Source organism: Micromonospora gifhornensis, assembly GCF_016863515.1.
GTDB lineage: Bacteria > Actinomycetota > Actinomycetes > Mycobacteriales > Micromonosporaceae > Micromonospora > Micromonospora gifhornensis.
Genome location: NZ_BOPA01000006.1, coordinates 43724 through 68281 on the forward strand (window position 1 = coordinate 43724; position 24558 = coordinate 68281).

27 protein-coding genes are annotated in these 24558 nt (G+C 69.9%); 19 read left to right on the forward strand and 8 right to left on the reverse strand.

What is annotated here, in order from left to right:
- Window positions 1–62 precede the first annotated feature (62 nt).
- The 3 genes from Vgi01_RS03390 (at window position 63) to Vgi01_RS03400 (ending at window position 2244) form a co-directional block, all read left to right on the forward strand.
- A complete protein-coding gene (locus Vgi01_RS03390) occupies window positions 63–806 on the forward strand; it encodes a M50 family metallopeptidase (protein WP_102660573.1) in 744 nt (247 codons plus the stop codon).
- 90 nt (window positions 807–896) lie between these two features.
- Entirely contained in the window at window positions 897–1397 is a 501-nt protein-coding gene (locus tag Vgi01_RS03395; RefSeq protein ID WP_013731575.1) for a SigE family RNA polymerase sigma factor, read from the forward strand.
- On the forward strand, window positions 1390–2244 hold the full coding sequence (locus Vgi01_RS03400) for a hypothetical protein (protein ID WP_102660572.1): 855 nt from the start codon (window positions 1390–1392) through the stop codon (window positions 2242–2244). Before Vgi01_RS03395 ends, Vgi01_RS03400 begins: the two co-directional genes overlap by 8 nt.
- Before the next feature lie 159 nt (window positions 2245–2403).
- On the opposite strand, the gene Vgi01_RS03405 is transcribed toward Vgi01_RS03400, so the two are convergent.
- Window positions 2404–3987, reverse strand: a complete 1584-nt coding sequence (locus Vgi01_RS03405; RefSeq protein WP_102660571.1) for an acyl-CoA carboxylase subunit beta — start codon at window positions 3985–3987, stop codon at window positions 2404–2406.
- Window positions 3988–4054: 67 nt separating this feature from the next.
- Between Vgi01_RS03405 and Vgi01_RS03410 the strand changes: the two genes are divergently transcribed.
- Together Vgi01_RS03410 and Vgi01_RS03415 are read left to right on the forward strand one after the other, a co-directional pair.
- A complete protein-coding gene (locus Vgi01_RS03410) occupies window positions 4055–4939 on the forward strand; it encodes a biotin--[acetyl-CoA-carboxylase] ligase (protein WP_204290109.1) in 885 nt (294 codons plus the stop codon).
- Between the two features lie 264 nt (window positions 4940–5203).
- Entirely contained in the window at window positions 5204–5761 is a 558-nt protein-coding gene (locus Vgi01_RS03415; RefSeq protein ID WP_102656576.1) for a PH domain-containing protein, read from the forward strand.
- A 124-nt stretch (window positions 5762–5885) separates the two neighbouring features.
- On the opposite strand, the gene Vgi01_RS03420 is transcribed toward Vgi01_RS03415, so the two are convergent.
- Together Vgi01_RS03420 and Vgi01_RS03425 are read right to left on the reverse strand one after the other, a co-directional pair.
- Window positions 5886–6605 carry a GtrA family protein gene (locus tag Vgi01_RS03420; protein ID WP_102656575.1) on the reverse strand — a complete coding sequence of 240 codons (720 nt, stop codon included), beginning with the start codon at window positions 6603–6605 and terminating at the stop codon, window positions 5886–5888.
- A 63-nt stretch (window positions 6606–6668) separates the two neighbouring features.
- Window positions 6669–7196 (reverse strand): GtrA family protein, encoded by a 528-nt coding sequence (locus Vgi01_RS03425; protein WP_233196626.1) that lies wholly within the window; start codon window positions 7194–7196, stop codon window positions 6669–6671.
- Between the two features lie 417 nt (window positions 7197–7613).
- On the opposite strand from Vgi01_RS03425, the gene Vgi01_RS03430 reads away from it, so the two are divergent.
- The 3 genes from Vgi01_RS03430 (at window position 7614) to Vgi01_RS03440 (ending at window position 11209) form a co-directional block, all read left to right on the forward strand.
- Entirely contained in the window at window positions 7614–9464 is a 1851-nt protein-coding gene (locus Vgi01_RS03430) for a phosphoenolpyruvate carboxykinase (GTP) (RefSeq protein WP_204290110.1), read from the forward strand.
- 32 nt (window positions 9465–9496) lie between these two features.
- Window positions 9497–10348 (forward strand): hypothetical protein, encoded by an 852-nt coding sequence (locus tag Vgi01_RS03435; RefSeq protein WP_204290111.1) that lies wholly within the window; start codon window positions 9497–9499, stop codon window positions 10346–10348.
- A gap of 90 nt (window positions 10349–10438) precedes the next feature.
- Window positions 10439–11209, forward strand: a complete 771-nt coding sequence (locus Vgi01_RS03440; protein ID WP_102656635.1) for an isoprenyl transferase — start codon at window positions 10439–10441, stop codon at window positions 11207–11209.
- Window positions 11210–11233: 24 nt separating this feature from the next.
- Here the strand turns inward: Vgi01_RS03440 and otsB are convergent, their stop codons facing one another.
- The 3 genes from otsB to Vgi01_RS03455 form a co-directional block, all read right to left on the reverse strand.
- Window positions 11234–12058 (reverse strand): trehalose-phosphatase, encoded by an 825-nt coding sequence (gene otsB, locus Vgi01_RS03445; protein ID WP_102656571.1) that lies wholly within the window; start codon window positions 12056–12058, stop codon window positions 11234–11236.
- Between the two features lie 67 nt (window positions 12059–12125).
- On the reverse strand, window positions 12126–12479 hold the full coding sequence (locus Vgi01_RS03450) for a hypothetical protein (RefSeq protein WP_013731586.1): 354 nt from the start codon (window positions 12477–12479) through the stop codon (window positions 12126–12128).
- Between the two features lie 160 nt (window positions 12480–12639).
- Window positions 12640–13083 carry a helix-turn-helix domain-containing protein gene (locus tag Vgi01_RS03455; RefSeq protein ID WP_102656570.1) on the reverse strand — a complete coding sequence of 148 codons (444 nt, stop codon included), beginning with the start codon at window positions 13081–13083 and terminating at the stop codon, window positions 12640–12642.
- A gap of 264 nt (window positions 13084–13347) precedes the next feature.
- Here Vgi01_RS03455 and Vgi01_RS03460 point away from each other — a divergent pair, with 264 nt between their 5' ends.
- The 8 genes from Vgi01_RS03460 to Vgi01_RS03495 all read left to right on the forward strand — a co-directional run bounded on the left by Vgi01_RS03460 (window position 13348) and on the right by Vgi01_RS03495 (window position 19722).
- Complete coding sequence (locus Vgi01_RS03460; protein WP_102656569.1) at window positions 13348–13692, forward strand: hypothetical protein; 345 nt, start codon at window positions 13348–13350, stop codon at window positions 13690–13692.
- Between the two features lie 28 nt (window positions 13693–13720).
- Window positions 13721–14059: a hypothetical protein gene (locus Vgi01_RS03465; RefSeq protein WP_102656568.1), complete on the forward strand. Its 339-nt coding sequence runs from the start codon at window positions 13721–13723 to the stop codon at window positions 14057–14059.
- A 367-nt stretch (window positions 14060–14426) separates the two neighbouring features.
- Entirely contained in the window at window positions 14427–15842 is a 1416-nt protein-coding gene (phoH2, locus tag Vgi01_RS03470; protein ID WP_102656567.1) for an RNA 5'-3' helicase PhoH2, read from the forward strand.
- Between the two features lie 286 nt (window positions 15843–16128).
- Entirely contained in the window at window positions 16129–16809 is a 681-nt protein-coding gene (locus Vgi01_RS03475; RefSeq protein WP_102656566.1) for an aggregation-promoting factor C-terminal-like domain-containing protein, read from the forward strand.
- Between the two features lie 251 nt (window positions 16810–17060).
- Window positions 17061–17921: a helix-turn-helix transcriptional regulator gene (locus Vgi01_RS03480; protein ID WP_239088784.1), complete on the forward strand. Its 861-nt coding sequence runs from the start codon at window positions 17061–17063 to the stop codon at window positions 17919–17921.
- Window positions 17918–18601 carry a helix-turn-helix domain-containing protein gene (locus tag Vgi01_RS03485; protein WP_102656565.1) on the forward strand — a complete coding sequence of 228 codons (684 nt, stop codon included), beginning with the start codon at window positions 17918–17920 and terminating at the stop codon, window positions 18599–18601. Before Vgi01_RS03480 ends, Vgi01_RS03485 begins: the two co-directional genes overlap by 4 nt.
- 4 nt (window positions 18602–18605) lie before the next feature.
- The gene (locus Vgi01_RS03490) at window positions 18606–18920 is read left to right on the forward strand and encodes a YciI family protein (protein WP_204290112.1); all 315 of its coding nucleotides are present in this window, start codon (window positions 18606–18608) and stop codon (window positions 18918–18920) included.
- 148 nt (window positions 18921–19068) lie between these two features.
- Window positions 19069–19722, forward strand: a complete 654-nt coding sequence (locus Vgi01_RS03495; RefSeq protein WP_013731593.1) for a rhomboid family intramembrane serine protease — start codon at window positions 19069–19071, stop codon at window positions 19720–19722.
- 10 nt (window positions 19723–19732) lie between these two features.
- Here the strand turns inward: Vgi01_RS03495 and Vgi01_RS03500 are convergent, their stop codons facing one another.
- Together Vgi01_RS03500 and glpX are read right to left on the reverse strand one after the other, a co-directional pair.
- A complete protein-coding gene (locus Vgi01_RS03500; RefSeq protein ID WP_373306847.1) occupies window positions 19733–20716 on the reverse strand; it encodes a DMT family transporter in 984 nt (327 codons plus the stop codon).
- An 82-nt stretch (window positions 20717–20798) separates the two neighbouring features.
- A complete protein-coding gene (gene glpX, locus Vgi01_RS03505; protein WP_102656562.1) occupies window positions 20799–21830 on the reverse strand; it encodes a class II fructose-bisphosphatase in 1032 nt (343 codons plus the stop codon).
- 157 nt (window positions 21831–21987) lie between these two features.
- On the opposite strand from glpX, the gene Vgi01_RS03510 reads away from it, so the two are divergent.
- The 3 genes from Vgi01_RS03510 (at window position 21988) to Vgi01_RS03520 (ending at window position 24548) form a co-directional block, all read left to right on the forward strand.
- The gene (locus Vgi01_RS03510; RefSeq protein ID WP_102656561.1) at window positions 21988–22629 is read left to right on the forward strand and encodes a DUF4245 domain-containing protein; all 642 of its coding nucleotides are present in this window, start codon (window positions 21988–21990) and stop codon (window positions 22627–22629) included.
- A gap of 106 nt (window positions 22630–22735) precedes the next feature.
- Window positions 22736–23539, forward strand: coding sequence for a hypothetical protein (locus tag Vgi01_RS03515; protein WP_233196617.1), 804 nt, complete (start codon window positions 22736–22738; stop codon window positions 23537–23539).
- 172 nt (window positions 23540–23711) lie between these two features.
- Entirely contained in the window at window positions 23712–24548 is an 837-nt protein-coding gene (locus tag Vgi01_RS03520; protein WP_102656559.1) for a hypothetical protein, read from the forward strand.
- Window positions 24549–24558: the final 10 nt, after the last annotated feature.

The window sequence follows — 24558 nt, forward strand, 5'->3', positions numbered from 1 at the left end:
CACACCGTACGGGCGGTTGGCCCGGCAATGACACCGGAACACGGGCGGTAGGCTCGCGCCCCATGGTGTCGATCGAGGGCATGACGGAGTTCTGGGACCGCCTGGTCGGCGCGCAGCCGGATCCGCCCCCGCTGCTGGTGCTGGTCACCGGCGTGGTCGCGCTGCTGGTGGTCAGCACCCGGCTGCCGTGGCGGGTCGCCCGCAACGCGATCACCATCGCGCACGAGGGCGGCCATGCTCTGGCCGCGCTGCTCACCGGCCGTAAGCTGCGCGGCATCCGGCTGCACTCGGACACCTCGGGACTGACGCTGTCTGCGGGTCGGCCCACCGGTCCGGGCATGGTGCTCACCCTGCTCGCCGGCTATATCGCGCCACCGCTGGTCGGCCTGGGCGGGGCGTGGCTGTTGGCCGGTAACCGGATCACGCTGCTGCTCTGGCTCGCGGTGATCCTCCTGCTCGCCATGCTGGTCATGATCCGCAACCTGTTCGGGGTGCTGTCGCTGCTGGTCACCGGCGGAGTGGTGCTCGCCGTCTCGTGGTACGCCAGCCCGCAGGTGCAGGCCGCCTTCGCCTGGACGAGTGTGTGGTTCCTGCTGCTCGGCGGCGTACGACCGGTGATCGAGCTGCAACGGCTGCGTACCCGGCGGGGGATGCCCGCCTCCGACGCCGACCAGTTGGCCGGGATCACCGGGTTTCCGGCGTTCTTCTGGGTCGTCCTCTTCGGTCTGGTCAACCTGGCGGTGCTGGTCGTCGGCGGTCTGATGCTGGCCGGCCCGTTGCTCGCGGAGGCCGGCATCACCTGGTGACCTGACCCTCCGGCGCGGCCGGTTCGCGTCCGGTGGCAACCGCACCCACCCCCTGGTGCGTGTCCTCTACGACCCGCAGGGAGGTGGCAGGTGCCGGACGTCGACGGGTTCGACGATTTCTACCGGGGCAGCCGACAACGGTTGCTCGGCTTCGTCTACGTGCTCACCGGTGACCTCGCCGAAGCCCAGGACGCCGTTCAGGAGGCGTACGTCCGAGCCTGGCAACGGTGGTCCACGGTGCGGCACTACGACGACCCTGAGGCATGGGTACGGGTGGTGGCCAGCCGGCTCGCGGTGAGCCGATGGCGCAGCCTGCGTAGTCGGGCTCGGGCGTACCTGCGGCACGGCGCGGTGGAGAGCGTCCCCGCACCGGGCACGGAGACCGTCGAGGTGGTCGCCGCCCTGCGCCGCCTGCCCGAGGAACAGCGGGTCGCCATCGCGCTCTACTACCTGGTCGGCCTGCCGGTCGCCGAGGTGGCGAGGCAGACCTCGGCCCCGGTCGGCACGGTCAAGGCCCGCCTTTCCCGGGGGCGTACCGCGCTCGCCGGACTGCTCGCCGTCTCTGACCTGGAGGAGGCACCCGGTGCATGACGAGATGACGTTCGTCGAGCGACTCCACAACGACCTGCGGAACGTCCGCTGGCCGGAACCTGCGGTGCTGCGGGAGCGGGCCCGCCGACGACGGCGTCGAGCCATGGTGGGCGCGGCGACCGCGGTGCTGCTCCTGGCCGCCGGGCCGATGATCGCGGGGCTACGTCTCGGGGCGTCACCGGCTGCCGTTCCGCAGCCGCAGGCGTCGCCGTCGGCGTACGTGGAGATTCCACACGAGGCGCTGGTGCAGCCGACAGACCTGACGGCGATGACTGACCCGCCGCTCGGTCAGGCAGGCTTCGGTGAACTGGTGCAGATCGACCAGTTGCTGCCGGTCTGCCTGGAGGAACAGGGCCGGGCAGCGTACTGGGAGCCGTCGCGGTACTCGCGTTCGCAGACCCTGCTGCGGGCGAGCGCGGACGGTGCCCGCCGGCCGGCCGACGTGCTGCTCAGCCAGGACGTCTACCGGATCGCACCGGAGCGGGTCGCCGGCTTCTTCAGCCGGCTCGACGAGGTGCTCGCACCTTGCGCGAACTGGCGATCGACCGGCGATGTCCTGTGGGAGGACCGGATCGCCCGAGCCGAGGCGGACCACCGGTGGGAGGTGGCCGACCGCGACTTCGCCGGCGACGAGGCGATGCTGATCCGGCACACCATCACGGCAACCCGCAACCTGGACACCGGCGCAACCCGGGAACCCCCACCCCCCGACACCACCGCTGTCCTGCGCGTCGGCGACCTCATCACGGTGCTGACCCTCAACCGCGACGCCCCCGACCCCGAGCTACGCCGCGTCGCCACCATCGCCGCCCAACGACTCTGCACAGCCGCCAACCCCCCCTGCTGACCCCCCTGCCCACCCCTTCGTCCCCGCGATCTTGCACTTTTGGCCCCTGCATAAGGGGCAGAAGCCGCAGAGCGGCGACCCAAACTGCAAGATCGCGGGCGCGGGGTGGGCGCGGGGTGGGCGCGGGGTGGGCGCGGGGAGGGGAGAGGGGCAGAGGGATCAGAGGGGGATGTTGCCGTGCTTCTTCGGGGGCAGGGTTTCCCGCTTGGTGCGGAGCACCCGCAGTGCCCGGACGATCTGGGTACGGGTCTCGTGCGGCGCGATCACCGCGTCGACGTACCCGCGCTCGGCGGCCACGTACGGGTTGGCGAGAGTGTCCTCGTACTCGGCGATCTTCTCGGCGCGGACGGCGGCCGGGTCCTCGGCGGCGGCCAACTCCTGCCGGTAGAGGATGTTCACCGCCCCCTGGGCGCCCATCACCGCGATCTGTGCGGTCGGCCAGGCGAAGTTCAGGTCCGCCCCCAGGTGCTTGGAGCCCATCACGTCGTACGCCCCGCCGTACGCCTTGCGGGTGATCACGGTGACCTTCGGCACGGTGGCCTCGGCGTACGCGTAGATCAGCTTGGCGCCCCGGCGGATGATGCCGTCCCACTCCTGGCCGGTGCCGGGCAGGAAGCCGGGCACGTCCACGAAGGTCAGCACCGGGATGTTGAAGGCGTCGCAGGTACGCACGAAGCGGGCCGCCTTCTCGCTGGCCGCGATGTCCAGGGTGCCGGCGAAGTGCATGGGCTGGTTGGCCACCACACCGACCGGCCGACCCTCGACCCGACCGAAGCCGACCACCATGTTCTGCGCGTAGAGCGGCTGGACCTCCAGGAACTCCCCGTCGTCGAGCACGTGCTCGATCACCCGGTGCATGTCGTACGGCTGGTTGGCCGAGTCCGGGATCAGGGTGTCCAGTTCCCGGTCGGTGTCGGTGACGTCCAGTTCCGCGTCGACCGGGAAGACCGGCGGCTCGTCCAGGTTGTTGGACGGCAGGTGGGACAGCAGCGCCTTGACGTAGTCGATCGCGTCGTCCTCGTCGGTGGCGAGGTAGTGCGCGTTGCCGCTGCGGCTGTTGTGGGTGCGGGCCCCACCCAGCTCCTCCATGCCGACGTCCTCACCGGTGACCGTCTTGATGACGTCGGGGCCGGTGATGAACATGTGCGAGGTCTGGTCGACCATCACGGTGAAGTCGGTGACCGCGGGGGAGTAGACCGCGCCGCCCGCGCACGGACCCATGATCAGCGAGATCTGCGGGATGACGCCGCTGGCGCGTACGTTGCGGAAGAAGATCTCGCCGTAGAGGCCGAGCGAGACGACGCCCTCCTGGATGCGGGCGCCACCGGAGTCGTTGATGCCGATGACCGGGCAGCCGATCTTCATGGCGAGGTCCATCACCTTGACGATCTTCTCGCCGAAGACCTCGCCGAGGGAGCCGCCGAAGACCGTGAAGTCCTGGGCGAAGACGCAGACCTGCCGGCCGTCGATGGTGCCGTAGCCGGTGATCACACCGTCGCCGTACGGGCGGGTGCGGTCGAGGCCGAAGTTGGTGGAGCGGTGCCGGGCGAACTCGTCCAACTCGACGAAGGAGCCCTCGTCGAGCAGGAGGTCGATCCGCTCACGGGCGGTCTTCTTGCCCCTGGCGTGCTGCTTCTCCACGGCACGGGCCGACCCGGCGTGCACCGCCTCGTCGACCCGTCGTGCCAGGTCCGCCAGCTTGCCGGCGGTGCTGTGCAGGTTGCTGCCGGTCTCGGTAGTCACCCAGGGAATATAACGATGGTTCAGGTCGGCGGCGGTCGGCAGGAGGGGTAAACCGTAGGCTGACGGGATGCCGGGCTCGCCGTACACCGATCTGGACCGTCCGCCACTGTCGGCGGCGCGGCTGCGCCGGGCGCTGGTCGCGCCGTACGGTCCGTGGGCGCGGCTGGAATTGCGCGCCGAGACGGGCTCGACCAACGCCGATGTCGCCGAGGCCGCCCGCGACGGCGAGCCGGAGGGCCTGGTGGTGGTGGCCGAGCGGCAGACCGCCGGCCGAGGGCGGCGCGGCCGGACCTGGCAGTCGCCGCCGCGCGCGGGCATCGCGACGAGCGTGCTGTTGCGGCCCGGGGAGGCGGTGCCGGACCGCGACTGGCAACCCGCACCACCGACGGGGTACGGCTGGCTGCCGTTGCTGGCCGGAGTGGCGCTGGTGGAGGCGGTCGGTCGGTTGGCCGAGCTGGACGCCAGCCTGAAGTGGCCGAACGACCTGCTGATCGACGGGGCGAAGTGCGCCGGCATCCTCGCCGAGGCGGTGCCCGGCCCCGAGTTCGGTGACCCGCCCGCCGTCGTGCTCGGCATCGGGCTGAACGTCACGCTGCGCGCCGACGAGTTGCCGGAGAACCCGACAGGTCTGCGAGCCACCTCGCTGCAACTGGCCGGTGCGACAGCCACCGACCGGGACCCACTCCTGCGCGCACTGCTCCGCTCACTCGCCGAGTGGTACGCCCGCTGGCGAGCCGCCGGCGGCGACGCGACCGCAAGCGGCCTGCGCGAGGCGTACCTGAAGGTCTGCGCCACTGTCGGCCGCGAAGTCCGCGCCCTGCTCCCCGACGGCACCGAACTCACCGGCACCGCCACCACCATCACCGGCGAAGGCCACCTCCTCCTCACCACCCCCCACCCCACCCCCACCACCCACTCCCTCCCCGCCGCCGACCTCCTCCACCTCCGCTAAACCCCCACCCCTCGCGCCCCTCGCGCTCGGCCCGTCGCGCGCGCCCCTCGCGCTCGGCCCGTCGCGCGCGCCCCCCGCGCTCGGCCCGTCGATCTTGCAGTTTTGGTCGGGGTTAAAGGTGCATATCGGGGCGTAAGGGGGACCGAAAGTGCAAGATCGGCGAGGTGTGGGTGGACGGGGTGGGGAGGGTGGCCGCGTGGTGGATGTGGCGGAGTGGGGGTGGGGGGTTAACGTCTGCGCGTCCGGTTCTGCGAGGAGGTATCCGTGGCGTTCCCCGAAGACGTGCTCACCGAGGACGAGCACGTCGTGCTGCACCTGCGTCCGCACTGGAAGGCCCTGATCCGGCCGGTGGCGGTGCTGGTGCTCGCCATCGCCGCGGTGGTGGTCGGCCTGGTGTTCCTACCCTCCGGTGGAGGCGGCTCCATCACCCTCGCCGTGATCGGCGGGCTGGCGGTGCTGGCCGTACTGGTGCTGGGTGCGTGGCCGTACATCGTCTGGCGCACCACGCACTATCTGTTCACAAACGAGCGAGTGGTGCTCCAGCACGGGGTCTTCTCCCGGGAGAGGCGGGACATCCCGCTCAGCCGGGTCAACGACCACTCGATGAACCAGCAGTTCGTCGGGCGACTGCTGGGCTACGGCACGCTCACCATCGAGTCGGCCGGCGAGCGGGGCCAGTCGGTGCTGCCCGACGTGCCGAAGGTCGACCGGGTCCAGACCAAGCTCTACGAGCTGGTCGAGGCGTTCCACGACAAGCACTCGTTGGGCGACGGGGAGCTGCGCGAGATCCTCGCGGAACGCGACAACAAGTCCGGCCTCTGAGCCCCCGACGCCTGAGCAGCCCGACCAGGCACGGGAGTACGCCCGACAGCGAGATGACCCAGCTTGCGTGAACGCCCGAGAGCGCCCGCCAGACTCGGCGGGCGCTCTCGGGCGTTCACACGGATCAGCGGCGCCGGAAGCGGCGGTGCGCCGGGGCGGGCTGGAGTTCTGCCGCCAGCTCGGCCTCCAGCTCCTTGTCCAGCGCGGCGGTGAGTTCGGCCTCGTTGCTCAGGGCCGCGGCGCGGGGCTGGAGCGGCCGAGGCGTCAGGCTCGGCGGCCGGGTGGCGGGTGGTTCCTCTTCCTCCAACTCGGTGACGGACTCGGCGAGTTCGGCCACCGGATCCATCCCGGCCATCGTGTCCCACTCGTCGCGGGGCAGGCCCTGCCAGGCCGGCCTGGCCTCGGCGGGCGCGGCAGGTTGGAAGACGAACGTGCGGTACGACCAGAAGCGGAACAGCGTCGCCAACACCACACCGCCGGTCTTGGCCACGTTCAGCGCCAACAGGCTGGTCATGCCCAGCCCGTACTTCGCGGCGGCGAGGACACCGAGTTCGATCAGCAGGCCCGCCCCGTTGAACAGGAAGAAAAGGGCGTATTCCCGCTGCATGGCCGATTTAGGGCGATCTCGGTACGTCCAGTGCCGATTCATCAGATATGACGTGATTGTCGCCACCACCGTGGCGATCACCGTCGCTTTCAGCTGACCATCGACAAAAATCGTCAGGGCGAGGGCGTTGAACACCGCATAATTGATGACGGTGTTGATGCCACCGACCAGGCCGAATTTGAGCGCCTCATGGATGAACTTCTGCCAGCGCTCAGGCAGCAGACGGACAAGAGGCATGCGTAACACCTTAGGGCAGTGGGCTCGGGCCGGCAGGCTCCGGCCGTACGGGTGGGCGGGAGGTCACGCCCCGCGGTCCCGGTCAACTTCCGCGGCGACGGGAGTTCCCGTATCCACGAAGACGAACCGTCGGTACGACCAGAATCGGAACAGCGTGCCGAGGCCGGTGCCCACGACGAAGCTGGCGATGTTGTCGGCCAGCCGGGTCTGGAAGACCTCCGGCCAGATGCCGCCCAGGCCGTAGCGGCTGATGGCCAGGCAGGCCACCGCGATGCCCAGGCCCACCGCGTTGAAGAAGAAGAACAGCGCGTACTCGCGGGCCGGGTGGGAGCGCTGGCGGTGCCGCCACGTCCAGAACCGGTTGCCCAGGAACGCGAACGTGGCCGCGATCACCGTGGAGATCGTCTTCGCCGTGATCTGTTCCACCCCGGCAGGGCCGATCAGGTAGTTGAACAGGGCGAAGTCGATGAGAAAGGCCACTCCGCCCACGGTCGCGAACTTGCTCATCTCGCGCACGAGGTGACCGAAACGGTCGCGCAGGGAGTGGATCAGACCCGATCGGGTCTGCCGGGAGCCTGGCTCTCCGGTCATCGTGGCGGCCACCGTGCGAGCGTACCGGTTGGTGGCCCCGCAGGCGGGTAGTGACGACCTGCGGTGTCCGGTGGCGCGGCGGTGCGGACGGGCACGAACGGAGCGTAACCGGACCGATTCAATCCGGAGTCGATTTCCGCTACCTCCCAGCAGGTGCCAAAGCGCCGTCGCCGGGTGGCCTTGATAGAGGTTCACCGCAAGATTTGCGTGAAACTGCGCGCGAAAGCGGGTAAAGGGCCGTGAAGCGGCAGCGTACCCGTACCTTGTGCAGTTCTTCACAACCAGTCCCACTGACTGTGGAGGTCCCTCGGTTTACGCTGAGCGCAATCCCAGGTTTCCACGAAGGCGACGCACAACGCGCGCCGAGACTCGTGCACTCCAATAGACCGGTCAGCGTCGACCACAAGGAGAAGTGTCATGGTTGCTCCGGCCACCGTTCGGGGTATCGATCAGGCCCCGACGTCCCACCCCAAACTGCTCGCCTGGGTCCGTGAGGTCGCTGAACTGACCACCCCTGACCAGGTGGTCTGGGTTGACGGGTCCGATCAGGAATGGCGTCGCCTCACCGATGAACTGGTCGAGGCCGGCACCCTCATCCGGCTCAATCCCGAGAAGAAACCGAACTCGTTCTATGCCCGGACCGACCCGACGGACGTCGCCCGGGTCGAGGAGCGGACGTTCATCTGCTCCGTGGACGAAGCGGACGCCGGCCCGACCAACAACTGGATGGCGCCGGCCGAGATGAAGCGGACGATGACCGATCTGTACCGCGGTTCGATGCGCGGTCGGACGATGTACGTCATTCCGTTCGTGATGGGTCCGGTCGAGGCCGAGAAGCCCATGTTCGGTGTCGAGATCACCGACAGCCCGTACGTGGTCGCCTCCATGCGGATCATGACCCGGATGGGTGCCAAGATCCTGGAGGCGATGGGTGACGACGCGGACTTCGTCCGCGCTCTGCACTCGATCGGTGCCCCGCTGGCCCCCGGTCAGCAGGACGTGGCCTGGCCGTGCAACGAGACCAAGTACATCTCGCACTTCCCGGAGACCCGGGAGATCTGGTCGTACGGCTCCGGCTATGGCGGCAACTCACTGCTCGGCAAGAAGTGCTACTCGCTGCGGATCGCCAGCGTGATGGGGCGCGACGAGGGCTGGCTCGCCGAGCACATGCTGATCCTCAAGATCACCTCGCCGGAGGGCAAGGTCTACCACATCGCCGGTGCGTTCCCGTCGGCCTGCGGCAAGACCAACCTGGCCATGCTGGAGCCGACCATCCCGGGCTGGAAGGTCGAGACCATCGGCGACGACATCGCCTGGATGCGCTTCGGCCCGGACGGTCGCCTCTACGCGGTCAACCCGGAGTTCGGCCTGTTCGGCGTGGCACCCGGCACCGACTGGAAGACCAACGCCAACGCCATGCGGACCCTGGACAAGGGCAACTCCATCTTCACAAACGTCGCCCTGACCGACGACGGTGACATCTGGTGGGAGGGCATGGGCGAGCCGCCGGCGCACCTGATCGACTGGAAGGGCAACGACTGGACGCCGGAGAGCGACAGCCTCTCCTCGCACGCGAACAGTCGGTTCTGCACCCCGATCGCCCAGTGCCCGATTCTCGCCGAGGACTACTACGACCCCAACGGCGTGCCGATCGACGCGATCCTGTTCGGCGGCCGGCGGCGGGACACCGTACCGCTGGTGACCGAGGCCCGGGACTGGGTGCACGGTGTCTACATGGGCGCCACCCTCTCCTCGGAGACCACCGCCGCCGCCTCCGGCGCGGTCGGTGTGGTCCGCCGTGACCCGATGGCGATGCTGCCGTTCATCGGCTACCACGGTGGCGACTACTTCCGGCACTGGATCGAGATGGGCAAGGGTGCCAACGGCGACGAGTCGAAGCTGCCCAAGGTCTACTACGTCAACTGGTTCCGCAAGGACCCGGAGGGCAACTTCCTGTGGCCCGGATTCGGGGAGAACTCCCGGGTGCTCAAGTGGGTCATCGAGCGGATCGAGGGTCGGGCGGAGGCCGTCGAGACGCCGATCGGCATGGTCCCGACGCTGGACTCCCTCGACGTCGAGGGCCTGGACATGACCCCGGAGGACGTCCGGATCGCGCTCAAGGTCGACCCGGACGAGTGGCGCAACGAGCTGCCGATGGTCACCGAGTGGTTCGAGAAGTTCGGTGACAAGCTGCCCGGTGTGCTCTGGGCCGAGCTGGACGCCCTGCGGGCACGACTCGACGCGGAACAGTCGCCGCGCGGGGTGTGATCGAGGCGGGATCCGAGGCATCATCGGATCCCATGAGGACGGCCGCCGAGACCGAGGTCCGGCGGCCGTCCGCCGTCCGGGCCATGACCGTGCTGCTCGCCGTGACCGCCGCGGCCACCGTCGTGGTCGAGGTGCTCAACTGGTGGTACGCCCCGGAGCAGGGCTTCGGGCTGGCGGTACGCACCGGCTGGGCGATGTTGCGGTCGATCGGCTTCCTGCTGCTGATCGGTCACGTACGACGAGGGCGTACGGTGGCCCGCCCGCTCGGCCTGATCCTCGCCGTCACGACCGTCTTCGCGGTCGGGCGGCTGATCGTGCCCCGGCACGGCGTGCCACCGCTGCCCGGTCTGCTCGGGTTCGCCCTGCTCACCGCGTTGTGTGTCGCCGTGGTCTGGCTGCTGTACCGCTCCCCGGCCATCGCCGGCCATCTGGTGCGGCACCGGCCCCGCCTGGTCATCGAGCGCTCCGGCATCTTCTGGCGGGAAACGCCCCCACGCCGACCGGAGGCCAACGCCTGGCTGCTGACCAGCCGGGTCGCCGCGTTCACCTACAGCCCGCTGATGCTCGTACCGGCGCTGGTGGCCGTCGCGGAGATCCTCGACGGCCGGCCGTTCGCACTGCCCGCGGTGCTGTTCTGGTTGGCGGCGGGGATCGCGACCAGCTACCTGGTGCTGTTCTGCACCGCGTTCCTGATGCGTGGCAAGCGCTGGGCGGGCATCCTGCTCGTGGTGATCACCGTGATCGTGCTCGCGGTGGACCTTCCGCTGTGCTGGTGGTTACTCGGTGTGGATGGCCTGATCCGCGACGGCACGCCACTCGTCGCCGCGGCGTTCCTCGCCCTCTATGGCGTACGCCGTGCTTCCACCGCCGCGCCCGCGTCCTGAGCTGGGGCGATTCGACCGGGTCTCGGCCGCTCGGTGCGGTATCTGCCACCGGCACGCTCTCCTGCGCGCGGGCTCGCTACTCTGCAAGTGATGACTCTGCGGAAACTTCTCTACTCCGTCTACGAGCGGCGGCTGACGGCCAAGCTCGCGGGCCGTCCGGTGCCCCGCCACGTGGGCGTGATGTGCGACGGTAACCGCAGGTGGGCCCGGGAGATGGGCTTCGTCGACCCGAACGACGGGCACCGGATGGGTGCCGAACGGATCAAGGAGCTGCTGCGGTGGTGTGACGCGGCCGGGGTGGGGCACGTGACGCTCTGGCTGCTCTCCACCGACAATCTCTCCCGCCCCGCGACGGAACTGGACCCGCTGCTCCAGATCATCGAAGATCTGACCACCGAGCTGGCCGAGGCGGGCAACCCCTGGCGACTGCGGATGGTGGGCGCGCTCGACGTGCTGCCGGCCCACCACGCCGCCGCGCTCAAGGCCGCCGAGGAGCGGACCCGGGACCGCAGCGGCGGCGCTCAGGTCAACATCGCCGTCGGGTACGGCGGCCGCCGGGAGATCGCCGACGCGGTCCGCTCGCTGCTGCTGGAGCACGCGGCCAACGGCGGCACGCTTGAGGAACTGGCCGGTTCCCTCGACGTCGACGACATCTCGGAGCACCTCTACACCCGCGGCCTGCCGGACCCGGATCTGATCATCCGGACCAGCGGGGAGCAGCGGCTGTCCGGCTTCATGCTCTGGCAGTCGGCACACTCGGAGTTCTACTTCTGCGAACTCAACTGGCCGGACTTCCGCCGGGTCGACTTCCTCCGCGCACTGCGCTCGTACGCCACCCGTCAGCGCCGCTTCGGGGCCTGACCAGGTCGGCCGTTCTTCCGGCCGTCAGGTCAGGTGATGGGTGGCCTCGGTGAGGAAGTCGCCCAGGGCGGCCGGTGAGTCGATGGTCAGGTCGGCGGCCTCGGCGACCTCGGCACCGGTCTCCGGGTTGGCGACAGCGACGCAGACTCCCATGAAGTCGGCATCGGCGGCGGCGCGGGCCCGCAGCGCGGCGAACGCCTTGATGTCGGAGACGTCGTCGCCGAAGTACCAGGCGCCCCCCGCGTCCTGCACCAGCTCGTCGATGACCATGCCCTTGTCGCGGTCGACCGGCGGCTTGATCTCCAGCACCATCCGGCCGATCTGCACCCGCAGCCCGAGGCGTTCGGCCTGGGCCCGGCCCCACTGCTCGACCGTCTCCGCCAGCTGCGGGGCGGTACGCCAGTGCAGAGCCACCGACAGCCGCTTGTACTCCACCAGGGCCTGCGCCGGAAGCTCGGCGCGGGCCAGGTCGGCCAGCTCGCTCATGGTGGGCACGAAGGGCAGGGCGGCCGGCTCGGTGACCGTCTCGCCGCCGGAGTGGCTGTGCTCCAAGCCGTACAGGCCGTAGAGGTCCACGCCGCTCAGCCCGTCGAAGTGCTCCCGCAGGAACTCGACGGGCCGGGCGGAGACGATCGCGATCCGCCGTACCACCGGGGCCAGCGCCTCGATAGCGGCCAGCACCTTCGGCGCGGGCTGCACCTTTGTCGGGTCGTCGGCGACGGGCGCGAGTGTGCCGTCGAAGTCGAAGAAGAGCACGGTCTCGCCGGCCCGGTCGGCGGTGATTCGCCAGGCCTGGTCGGCATTCAAAGGGATCTTCGGCGGTTGGTCGCCCAGATTCAACGGTGGCACGCGCCACAGCGTACCCCGGCTTTTGGCGATCAATCCTGGCCCGAGTCGGCTCGTTCGGCCCTTGCGCTCAGCGTTCGGCGGCTCCCCGTCCTCGGCGACCGAACGGCAATACGGCCGCTTCCTGACCGTGACTGAGCAGGTAGCCCTCCACGAATCCGGCGTTGCGGTCGCCGGTGTGCGCCTCGATCTCCCGAAGTCGCTCGACCAGGAACTCGGTGAGCGCGGTGACCCGGTCGTTGAGCCGCTCGTGCAGCTCAGCGATCACGGCCAGGACGATCGCGGTGCTCGCGGCGACGAGCGCGACGAGGTTGACGAGCAGCGGAAGCTGCCCGCCGTCGAGGGCCAGGGTCACCGCGTTGCCGGTGACGCAGAGTGTCACCGAGACTGTTGCGACCACGACTGCCGACCATTTCAGGGTCATGTAAAGACCCTCCTTCTGTCCCGCAGGGCTGGGTTCGGCCTTGTCCCGTCCCCCCGCCGACGACGAGCCCAAGCAGTACAGATACGGACGCTAGCGTGCCCGATCCCGCCCCGAAGCGAAACGAATGAGGCTGACCTGCTGTTCTTTCGCCATCTGAGAACTAGCTGGCCGCTTCCCCTCGCTTTCGGACACCGGTCGGAAGGGTCGGCCGGTATGCGAGGTAACGAATGGTTTCTCTGATGTGGAACTTCTCCGCGTCCGACACGTCGGGGTCGACCAGGCGTCGGAGCAGCGCCTCCACGTCGGGGTCCATCGGCGGGGGCGTCGAGGTGGACCGGTGTCGGGAGGAGGTCCGATCCCAGCCGAGTGCCGCGAAGGCCGGCGTCGGGTCGAGGCCGAGACCTTCGCAGAACGCCACCACCCGCTCGGCCTCCGGATCGCTGGCCCAGTCGCCGCGTACCCAGCGGTTGATCGTCTGCCGTGAGACGCCGGTGCGCCGGGAGACCTCGGTGCCGCTCCATGCCCTTGTGGCACGGGCCTCGTCGAGGGCCCGTCGGACGAAGGTGGCGAAGGCGATCTTCCGTGCATTGGCGGTCTCGGTCACCTCGTGACCGTACGACCGTTGGACCTGAGTAGGCGTCCTCGGCACGCCTTTGTCACGCTTACGTGACGCCGACGCTGACTGGTCAATCAGGGTTCCGACATTCTTCCTGAGGGGTGTCACCTGGGCAGGATAGATGTCCGTAGGTGCGGGGGCAAACGCACGAAAAGCTGATACTGTCACGCCCATGGGACAACCTACGGTGTGTCACGTGCCTGAGACGATAAGTGCTCACCTGCGTCACGCGCCCGGTGCACGGGAGGTGCGGTGACCGAACTCGCAACCCGTGCGCAGGCCTTCGGCCTGATCGCGGAGGGTGTCGCCGCAGGGCTCAGCGCGCCCTGGCGTCTTTACCTGGCCCGGGGCTGTCGCTACCTCTCGCTCAGTGTCGGCGACCGGACCGAGTGGAACGCCTGGCGAACTCACCTCGGCTGCCCGGAACTGAGCGTCCGGGTCTATGACGCCGGCGGCGAGATCCGCCGGTCGTCGGTGGCCGAAGTGGTCCTGGACGGCTGCCGGATCAGCGTCGAGCTGGTCGAGGAGGTCGGCACCGACGACCTCGACCGCCTGCTGGTGACCGACCCGACCACCGTCGAGCCGGAGGAACGATGAGCAACGTGCGAGGCACCGGAGCGGCCGGATGAGTCCCTTCCTCGCGATCTTCCTGGTGCTCGTGCTCGCTGCGACGAGCTACGCGGCCGGACGGCTGCACGGGCAGCTCAGCTACCGGATCGGCTACCGCTTCGGATATCGGCAGGGCTACTTCGACGGTGACCGCGGCGCCTGGAACCGCCGACGACGCGACGCCCAGGCCGCGATCGCCACCGCCCTGGCGGTCACCACCACACCGGCAAACGCCCGGGTGCCGGCCGCCGTGGCTCAGCCCGGCACCACGTACACCGGATCGTCGTTCACGACGCCGACCGCCTCGGTAACCGGGCGGCACCCGACCGGCACCCTCGTGCGACGAACCGGCTGAGACCGGTCGACGGGCTCGCGGGCCCGTCCAGAAACGCGGCGTACCGCTCGATCGGGCGTGTGCCGCGCGGGATCACGGCCAGACCGGTGGCGGTGGTCCCACCGGCCGGGGTGCGCGCAGGGGGCATGCATCCCGGCCGGTTCACCCCGCCCGGCCCAGGCTCGTCACCGGTGGGACGTTCTGAATCATGCTCTAGCCGGGACGGTTGCGGGGAGCTAGCGTCTAGGCATGGCGCGGGATTGTCCCGAGCCAGCCGGCCCGCCCGGCCTGCGACCTCGCGCACGGGGCCCGCATCCGCCCCGTGTCCGTCGGGCACCGGAGGAGGCGGACCGCGGGTGGCCGGGTGCCCATCCGCCGGAGCAGGCCTGTGACCACTCGCCGTACGACCGCCGGGGCCGAGCAGAGCCCGGCCGCGACTGCCACGACCCGCCGCACCACTCGGAGCCGCCGCACCGCGGCTACCGCGTCGGCCGACACCAGGGAGCCCCGACCAGCGGGGCAATCCTTCGTCCTGGACACCTCCGTCCTGCTCAGCGACCCGGCGGCGTTCCACCGTTTCGCCGAGCACGAGGTGGTCCTGCCGCTGGTGGTGATCTCCGAACTGGAGGGCAAGCGACACCATCCCGAGTTGGGCTGGTTCGCCCGGAAATCCCTGCGCATGTTGGACGAGCTGCGCGTACGTCACGGACGGCTGGACCGTCCGGTGCCCGCCAACGACGACGGTGGCACGCTGCGGGTGGAGCTCAACCACACCGACGACGGGGTGCTGCCACCGGGCTTCCGCAACGAGTCCAACGATGCCCGGATCCTCTCCGTCGCGTTGAACCTCGCCGCCGAAGGGCGGGAGGTGACGCTTGTCAGCAAGGACATGCCGCTGCGGGTCAAGGCCGCCTCGGTCGGGCTCCGGGCCGACGAGTACCGGCACGGTCAGGCGAGCGATCCGACCTGGACGGGGATGGCCGAGCTGGATCTGGCCGAGGAGGACATCGCCCGGCTCTACGGCGGGGAGAGCATCGACGCGGACGCCGCTGCCGGCCTGCCGTGTCACACCGGTCTGGTGTTGCACTCCACCCGCGGTTCGGCTCTCGGTCGGGTGCTGCCGGACAAGACCGTCCGGTTGGTCCGTGGTGACCGGGAGGCGTTCGGCGTACACGGCCGCTCCGCCGAGCAGCGGATCGCACTCGACCTGCTGCTCGACGAGTCGATCGGCATCGTCTCGCTCGGTGGCCGGGCCGGCACCGGCAAGTCGGCCCTGGCGCTCTGCGCCGGCCTGGAGGCGGTGATGGAACGCCGCCGACACAAGAAGGTGATCGTCTTCCGCCCGCTGTACGCCGTAGGGGGCCAGGAACTCGGCTACCTGCCGGGCTCCGAGTCGGAGAAGATGTCGCCCTGGGCGCAGGCGGTCTTCGACACGCTCGGCGCGGTGGTGCACGAGAACGTGCTGGAGGAGGTCACCTCACGGGGTCTGCTGGAGGTGCTGCCGCTGACCCACATCCGCGGGCGCAGCCTGCACGACGCCTTCGTCATCGTCGACGAGGCGCAGTCCCTGGAGCGTGGCGTGCTGCTGACGGTGCTCTCCCGGATCGGTCAGGGATCCCGGGTCGTGCTCACCCACGACGTCGCGCAGCGGGACAACCTCCGGGTCGGCCGGCACGACGGCGTCACCGCGGTGATCGAGGCGCTGAAGGGTCATCAGCTCTTCGCGCATGTCACGCTCAGCCGTTCGGAGCGATCTCCGATCGCGGCGATGGTGACCGATCTGCTGGAGGACATCCCGCAATGATGAGCCTTTAGGGCGTGTTCCCACCCATTTTTTGAGTGACGCACGTCACAATTGAGTCTGGTCGTTTCCCATCGGCCTCACTGTGCGCGATGGTGTCCAACGGGCGCCCACGCACCGCGGGCATCAACGGTGGCCGTTCGCCACTCCCGCCAGGGAGCGGACAGCCACCGGACATGACGGCGGTGTGTCTACGGTGACCGGCGAGCCGGTCGCGGGCGCTCGCGGTGTGCTTCGGCCCGGTGGGCCGGTCACTCCGCGTCCCTGACCCCGACGAAGGGATCACCACGTGAGTCGGCTGTGGAGCCGGTTCGCCGCCCGTGGCGTTGCTGTCGTGCTGCTCTCTGGGGGCGTGGCCGGCGGCTTCTACCTCAGCGATGACCGCCAGACGCCGCGCCCGGATCCGGGCGCGCAGGTGGCCGGCAGTGTCACCCAGATCGACGTCGACTACCGGCAGGAGCAGCAGGTCTCCCGCCAGGTGCGGGCCGCTCGCCAGCAGGCCGTCGAGACCCGCAAGCGCGCCCGCGCCGCCGCCGAGAAGGCCCGCAAGGCCGAAGAGGCGGCACGCAAGAAGGCCGCCGAGGAGAAGGCCGCCAAGGAGGCCGCCGCCGCTCGGGCCCGGGCCCTCAAGCCGTACGACGGGCCGATCCCGGAGTCCTGCGCGGAGTACAGCGGAAACCGGAAGACCGGCTGTGCCCTCATGATCGACGCGGGCTTCAAGATCGATCAGTTCCCCTGTCTGGACAAGCTCTGGAACAAGGAGAGCGGCTGGAACCCGCGGGCCCACAACAACTCCTCCGGAGCACACGGCATCCCGCAGGCCCGCCCGGGCAACAAGATGGCCACGGTCGGCTCGGACTGGGAGACCAACCCCGTCACGCAGATCAAGTGGGGACTGGGCTACATCAAGGGGCGCTACGGCACCCCGTGCAGCGCCTGGAACCACTCGCAGAACACCGGCTGGTACTGACCGGTCAGCGCATCGGCGGGAACGAGGACAGACGCCTCGTTCCCGCCGATGCGCGTTGATCGAGCCAGGGGGATGGGGCGTACCACCCGGAGTTGGGCCCGATGCGGATGCATCCGGGCCGCGTCGGACCCAACCGCCGCCCCCGTGGTCGTACTCACTCTGTCTGGCGGGGTGGAGATCCACCAGGCGCTCCCGGCACACGAAGCCTCACATCGTGTGGTGCGTACCGTGCGGCGTTCGGAGGTGTGATCGTGAGCGAAATCGTGGGTCAGGTGCTGCGGCACTGGCGCGGTCGTCTGACACGCGAGGACATCGGGCTACCGCCCCGGTTGCACCGCCGCCGCAGTGGCGGCCTGACCCAGGAGGACGTCGCCGAGGCGGTGGGGTACGGCCTGCGCGCGTATGTGGACCTCGAACGCGGCAGTCGTGGCCGACCCAGCGCCGACCTGCTGGAGCGGGTCGCGGAGGTGTTGCGCCTGGACGCCGACGAGCGCCGTACGCTGTGGGTGACGGCGACCGGCACGTCCCGGCCGGCGCAGAGCTACGCGACCGATCCCGACGCCGGCCTGACCCAGATGTGCGAGCAGATGGCCTGCCCGGCTTACGTCACCGATGCGGCCTGGCAGGTGCTCGCGGCCAACCGCGCTGTCGCCCAGTGGTTCGTCGACTTCGGATCCGTACCCACCGCAGAACGCAACATCGCCAAGTGGATCTTCGGCAACGTGCACGCCCAGCACGTCTTCGTCGATTGGCCGCGCTTCGCGGACGAATTCGTGGCCCGCTTCCGCGCCCTGTACGCGCCGATGGCCGGCAACCCGGGATTCTCGGCACTTCTCGACGATCTGCTCGGCTACCCCGAGTTCGCCGCCCGATGGGCCGCCACCTCGATGATCAGTGTCGACCCGCCCACCGCACGCCGCTTCTTCCGGGAGCCCGGTGCCGACCTCGACGATCCCGGTGTGCCGCTGGACATGGTGATCCTCGCTCCGATGGCACCGGAGGACGGCCGACGCCTCGTCGTGTTCCAGTTTCCGCCCGGCTACACGCCGCCGTCGCCGTCGGTCGACAGCGGGCCTGACAACTGTCCGGTCTGCACGCGACTGCGGGCATGACCCCGGCCCAGCCCGCGGGGGCCTGGCTGGCTGCCGTTCGCCGCAGCGTGGGATTGACCCAGGCCGCCGCTGCGTGCCAGGCAGGGATCACCAGCCGGGCCTGGCAGGCCATCGAGGCCGGTAACCGGTCGTCACCCCGTACTCTCGCCCGGGTTGCCGAGGTGCTCGACCTCGACGCTGCTGCCCGCCGACACCTGGACCGGCTGAACCGGCCGCCGTACGCGGCACCCGCGCCGCCGGACCCCGCCCATCTCTCACAGTTGGTCGCAGGCCTGGCCGTTCCCGCGTGGGTGGTCGACCCGGCATGGGAGGTGTTGGCGGCCAGCCCGGCCGCCCCAACCGTGCCCAACATCGCCTGCTGGGCGATCCAGGCCAACAGCCTGTGGGACGACTGGCCGGCCGTCGCCGGTCAGTTGGTGGCCCGTACGCGGTCGGTGGCTTCGTGGTACGCCGTCCCCGGCCAGGCGGTGCACGACGTTGTCGCGGCGCTGTGCGCGGCGAGCGGTGCCGCGACCGCCGCCTGGTCCGCCGGCCGCGTCGACGACGCACCCCATCACGAACTCGTCGGTCTGGCCGGCACCGCCATCACGTTGCAGTGGGCGTGGCTGGGCACGGACCCGTCAGCCCGGCTGGTGATGGTGACGGATGTCGACGGCCGCCTGCCGCTGCTGTCATCCTGACCTGATGGATCAACTTCCCACCACCAGTCTCGTTCTGGTGCACCCCGGTCCGGGCTGGGACCACTCCCAGCCGTTGGCAGCACAGCGCAATGCGATAGGCCATTTCGCCTGGATCAGGCGTCAGGTGGACGCCGGCACGGCCGTGGTCGCCGGTCCGATCTGGCGACATGACGAGCGACTGACCGGCGATCTCGTCGGTGCCCTGGTCCTCGCTCTGCCGCCAGGCGAGGCCGCCGATCTGACCGCGACCGATCCGGCCGTCATCGGCGGCCAGCTCACCATGACCACGCACCCGTACCACCAGGTCCAGCCCCGGTGAAAGCACGGGTAGCCGCTGCGGCCGGCTACCCGTGGCGCACGTCCTCACCGTCTCCGGCGGCGCCACCGAGCAGGTGAATGCGCTGCCGGCGTGGATCCGGGGCGACCGAAAGTGGCGGCTACCGGCGTTTGCTGATAGCTGTTGACGGGTGAGCCTGCACCCTGTCAACGGCGACCCGCACCGGTTCGGCACCGAGGCCTTCTACTCGTCAATCGGCCGAGCCTTCGTCGCCATGTGCGCCGTGGTGCCGGTGCTCTTCCTGATCGAGGGCCTCGACCAGTGGCTCGGCGCCGGCTTCGACGCCGCGGCCGGCATCATCCCGCAGCGCATCGAGGGGCTGGACGGTGTCTTCTTCTCACCGTTCCTGCATCACGGCTTCGAGCACCTCTACAGCAACAGCATCCCGCTGATCCTGCTCGGCACCTTCGTCCTGGCCGCCGGTGCCCGACGGTTCCTCTGGTCCACGCTGGTGATCGTGCTGGCCAGTGGCCTGGGTGTCTGGTTCACCGGGTCGCCCAACACGATCGTCGTCGGGGCGAGCGGGGTCATCTTCGGTTATCTCGGCATCCTGCTGACCCGCGGCATCTTCGAGCGAAGCTGGTGGAACTTCGCCGTCTTCCTGCTGGTCGGCCTCCTCTACGGCGGCCAACTGGCGCTCGTCCTGCCGACCGACGAGCGGATCTCCTGGCAGGGCCATCTCTTCGGCCTGCTGGGCGGCATCGTGGCGGCGATCATCTTCCGTCGTCGTCGGCCCGAGCTGGACGATCCGTACGGCTCCACGTCGCCGATGACCATGCCCTGAGTCGTACGCCTCAGGACGGTCGTCGGCGGGTGGGCAGCATCCGTCCGCCAAGCGTGGCCACGGCGACGGCGACCAGGGTGAGCAGCGCACCGAGGACGGTTCTCAGGCTCGGCTGCGACGCGGCCGTCGGAAGCAGCACGTCGAGCAGCACCGCGCCGATGACCTGACCGGCGATGGTCGCCAGCCCGAGCACGAGTACGCCGATGAGGCGGACCACCGACGCGGCGATCGCGATGAACAACACGCCGACCAGCCCGCCCAGGTAGAGCCATGGTTCGGTCGGCAGGTCACCGGAGGGTGCCCCGCGCACCACGACGCTGACGACGAAGGCGATGAGCAGGACAGTCGTCCCGGCGACGAAGTTCACCCCCGTCGCGGTCAACGTGCTGCCGGAGACCACCCGGACCCAACCGTTGACCGCCTGCTGCCAGGCGACCGCGATCCCGGCGACCAGTGGCAGCAGGGTCAGCCCGAGCGCGGCCGGCTCCAGTCCCCGGCCACCGACGGCCAGCAGCACCGCCGCCACGGTCAGCAGCGCGCCGGCCAGCCGGGCGCCGGTCACCGGCTGGCGTCCGCCCGGGCCGACACCCGCCCGGTCGACCACGAGGCTGCTCGCCGACTGGCCGGCGACCACCGCCACCGTGAACACGGCCACGCCGAGGGTGCCGACGGTGGCTCCCTGCGTGAACACCAGCAGCGCGCCACACGCCCCGCCGATGCACTGCCACGGGCGGATGGTGCCTGCGCCCAGGGCGGCGCGCAGCGCGCTGAGCCCCTGCCGCCCGCTACGGGTGGCGGGCACCAGCACCAACAGCAGCAGCAGACCCACCCCGAAGGAGATGGTCGCCGCGGCGAGGCCGTCGTCGAGGCGTACGCCCAGCTCGCCGTTGATGCGCGACTGGACGGCCACCGCCATGCCGGCGACGGCCGCCAGTGCCACCGCGCCGGCCCGGCGTCCCGCCGACCTCGCCGTCCGGGGCGCCGTGCCGGCCACGCTCACGCCGCCGCCCCGCTCCGCCCGCCAGCGGTACGAAACGGCCGGCCACCGCGCCTGAAGGTCCGCTCGCCGTACCCGCTCACGCCTGCTCGGCCAGCGGCCGGCCGTCGAAGTCGACAGCCGAGTAGAGCGCCAGCTTCTCCAACCGGTGGTACGAGTCGATCACCCGGATCGTGCCGCTCTTCGAGCGCATGACGATCGACTGGGTGTACGCCCCGCCGGCCCGGTAGCGCACCCCGCGCAGCAGGTCGCCGGAGGTGACGCCGGTGGCCACGAAGAAGCAGTTGTCGCCGGTGACCAGGTCGTCGGTGGTGAGCACCCGGTCCAGGTCGTGCCCGGCAGCCAGCGCCTTCTCCCGTTCGGCCTCGTCCTGGGGCCAGAGCTTGGCCTGCATCATCCCGCCCATGCACTTCAGCGCGCAGGCGGCGGTGATCCCCTCGGGGGTGCCGCCGATGCCCATCAGGACGTCGACGTCGGACTCCCCGCGGGCGGCGGCGATGGCACCGGCGATGTCGCCGTCGGAGATGAAGCGGATGCCGGCACCCGCCCGGCGGATGTCGTCGACCAGGCCGTCGTGGCGGGGCCGGTCGAGCACACAGACCGTCACCTCGGAGACGCTGGTGCCCTTGACCTTGGCGATCCGGCGCAGGTTCTCGGCGACACCGGCGTTGATATCGACGACGTCGGCGTAGGCCGGCCCGACGGCGAGCTTCTCCATGTAGAAGACCGCACTCGGGTCGAACATCGCACCCCGCTCGGCGACGGCGAGCACCGCCAGGGCGTTCGGCATCCCCTTGCTCATCAGCGTGGTGCCGTCGATCGGGTCGACCGCGACGTCCACCTCGGGTCCGGTGCCGTCACCTACCTCTTCACCGTTGAAGAGCATCGGCGCGTTGTCCTTCTCGCCTTCGCCGATCACCACGATCCCGCGCATCGGAATCGAGTTGATCAGCTTGCGCATCGCGTCGACGGCGGCGCCGTCGCCGCCCTCCTTGTCGCCCCGACCGACCCACCGGCCGGCAGCCATCGCTGCGGCCTCGGTGACCCGGACGAGGTCGAGAGCAAGGTTGCGGTCGAGATCTTGTGGGGTACGGGTCCTGGTGGTCGTCATCTGAACGGCTCCTCCTCGCGGCGGTGCGGGGTTGACCGGGCCGACGGTGGGCAGCTGCCGGCTTCGTTCCTGATCCTCACACGATGGCGGACGCGGAGCCGGGGCGGGGCGGTGATGGGCCGGATACCGCCGGTCGGGCAACTGCCAGAATGGCGGGGTGGAACCCGCACAGCATGCCGACCGCGAACCCGCAGACCAGACCCCGGGTGAGGACCGGCCGACCGCCGATCGCAGCGGTGGCCCGGGCACCGGACAGCCCTTGCCGGGCCCGTCTGCGGGTGCCGCGAAGCCGGCCTCCACCCGCTCGCCGCGTGACATGGCGATTTCGCTGCTGGTGCTGCTGGTGCCGATCGCCCTGCTGCTCGCCTTCTACCGGGGTTTCCTCGGCGGTGACCAGCCGACCTCCGTCGACCCGGCCCCCGCTTTCGAGCAGGCGCGGGCGGCCGCGGAGTTCCCGGTGAGCGAGCCGGCCGGGCTGGGCGACGGCTGGCGGACGGTGCGGGCCTCGTACCGCGCGGTCGAGGGCGGGGCCACTCTCCGGGTGGGATATGTCACTCCGGAAGGGCGCGGCCTGCAGTTGGTGCAGAGCAACGTGCCGCCGGAGCAGTTGCTGCCCACCGAGCTCACCGAACGGGGACAGCCGCAGGGGCAGGCCGATCTCGGTGGCGGCACCTGGCAGCGGTACACCGCGCGGGGCAACGAGCAGGCACTGGTGCTGCTCCAGCCGGAGCGGACCGTGATCGTGATCGGCGACGCCCGGGACAACGAGCTGCGGGAGATGGCCCGCGCCGTGGGCTGATTTCAGGGTCCCCGAAATGTCCCTCCGATCCGTTACGCTCCCGGACGGTCGTTTGTCGGACGGATCTGACCCGTCCGGTTTTCCCGATTTTGAGAAGAGATTGTCTGTGAATATTCGACGCTGGAGCGTGGGCGTTGTCGCTGCCGCGCTGCTCGTTCCCGGCGTGGCCGCCTGCAACTCCGGCGCCACCGACTCGCCCACCGCGTCGGGCTCCTCCGCTCCCGCCATCCCGAAGGACCCGAAGGAGGCGCTTGTCGCCTCCACCAAGGGGCTGGCCGAGGGCAACTTCTCCTTCACCGTCGCCTCCGAGTCGATCAACGGCAGTGGCAGCATCCACAAGCCGAGCAACAGCGCTCAGATGGCCATGACGGCCGGTGACGAGACCTTCACCATGGAGTTCGACGTCATCCAGATCGACTCCGAGACCTGGGTGAAGATGGATCTGGGTGACCTGCTCGCCGGGCTGCCCGGCATGGCGGAGATGAAGGACAAGTACCAGTACATCGACGCCGCCAAGGCCGGCGACGCCAAGAACCTCGACATGCTCAAGGACGGCAGCGATCCGGCAAACGCCGCCGAGATGTTCAAGGGGCTGTCGGACGTGCAGGAGACCGGGCCGGGCACGTACAGCGGCAAGGTCGACATGACCGCGGCGACGGACTCGGTCGCCGCCGACGAGGACATGATCAAGGCGCTGGGCGACCAGGCCAAGCAGATCCCGTTCACCGCGAAGCTCGACGACCAGGGTCGGCTGATCGAGCTGGTCATCTCCGTCCCCGCCGCCGGTGAGACCAAGGCGCAGGACGTCACGATCAAGTACGCCGACTACGGCGCGGCCAAGGCCGTCCAGAAGCCGCCGGCGGACCAGGTCGTCGAGGCCAACGAGCAGACGTACGAGATGTTCAAGTAGGTCTGACCGGTCATCACCCGAACGGGGGCGGATTCGTTCCGCCCCCGTTCGGCGTTTCCGCCCACCGTCGGGTGACGGCAGCCGAGGTGATTGCCCGACCGCCCGGCAGGGAACAGAGGAAGACAGCCGCCGGCGCGCGAGATGCGTCGGGTGACCCTGCTGGGAGACACCGATGACCGTACGACGACTGAGCGCCGGCCTGATGGCCGCCGCGTTGCTTACGCCCGGAGTCGCCGCCTGCACCGGCGACAGCACGGCCGGGCCCACCGGTACGCCGTCCGCCACTGCGAGCGCGAGCGCGAGCGGGGCGGCGGGTGACGCCGAGGCGAAGCAGGCGTTGCTGGACTCGACCCGGGAGATCAGCAACGGCAACTTCCGGTTCCGCATGTCAGGTGTCGGCTCCACCGCCGAGGGGCAGGTGCACCAGCCGAGCCAGAGCGCCCAGATGCGGGTGAACATCGGCGAACCGACCGACGACCTCGCGATGACCCTCGACCTGATCCACGCCAAGCCGGACAGCTGGGTCAAGCTGGATCTTCAGGGCGCGGCCGCGTCCAGCGTGCCGGGGCGGGACAAGCTCAGCCTCGGCAAGTACCAGCACCTCGACCAGACCCGCATCCAGGGCAACCGCAGCCTCGGCTTCGACTTCGAGAAGGTCGACCCGGCCGGCAGCGCGGTGCTCACCCAGGCCGTCACCGAGGTACGCCGTACCGGCGACGGGGCGTACGCCGGCACCATCGACCTGTCGAAGGCCGCCGAGGCGGGATCGCTCGACCAGAGCATGATCACGGCGCTCGGCGCGCAGGCGAACTCGGTGCCGTTCACCGCCACCACCGACGCCCAGGGTCGACTCACCGAGCTGGTCCTCCAGGTTCCCGGCACTGGTGAAACGGCGGCCCAGGAGATCCGGGTGACGTACAGCGACTACGGCAACGCGACCGCCGCTCAGCAGCCTCCGGCCGACCAGGTCGTCGAGGCTCCGCCGGAGCTGTACAACCTGTTCAACTGAGCGAAGCGGG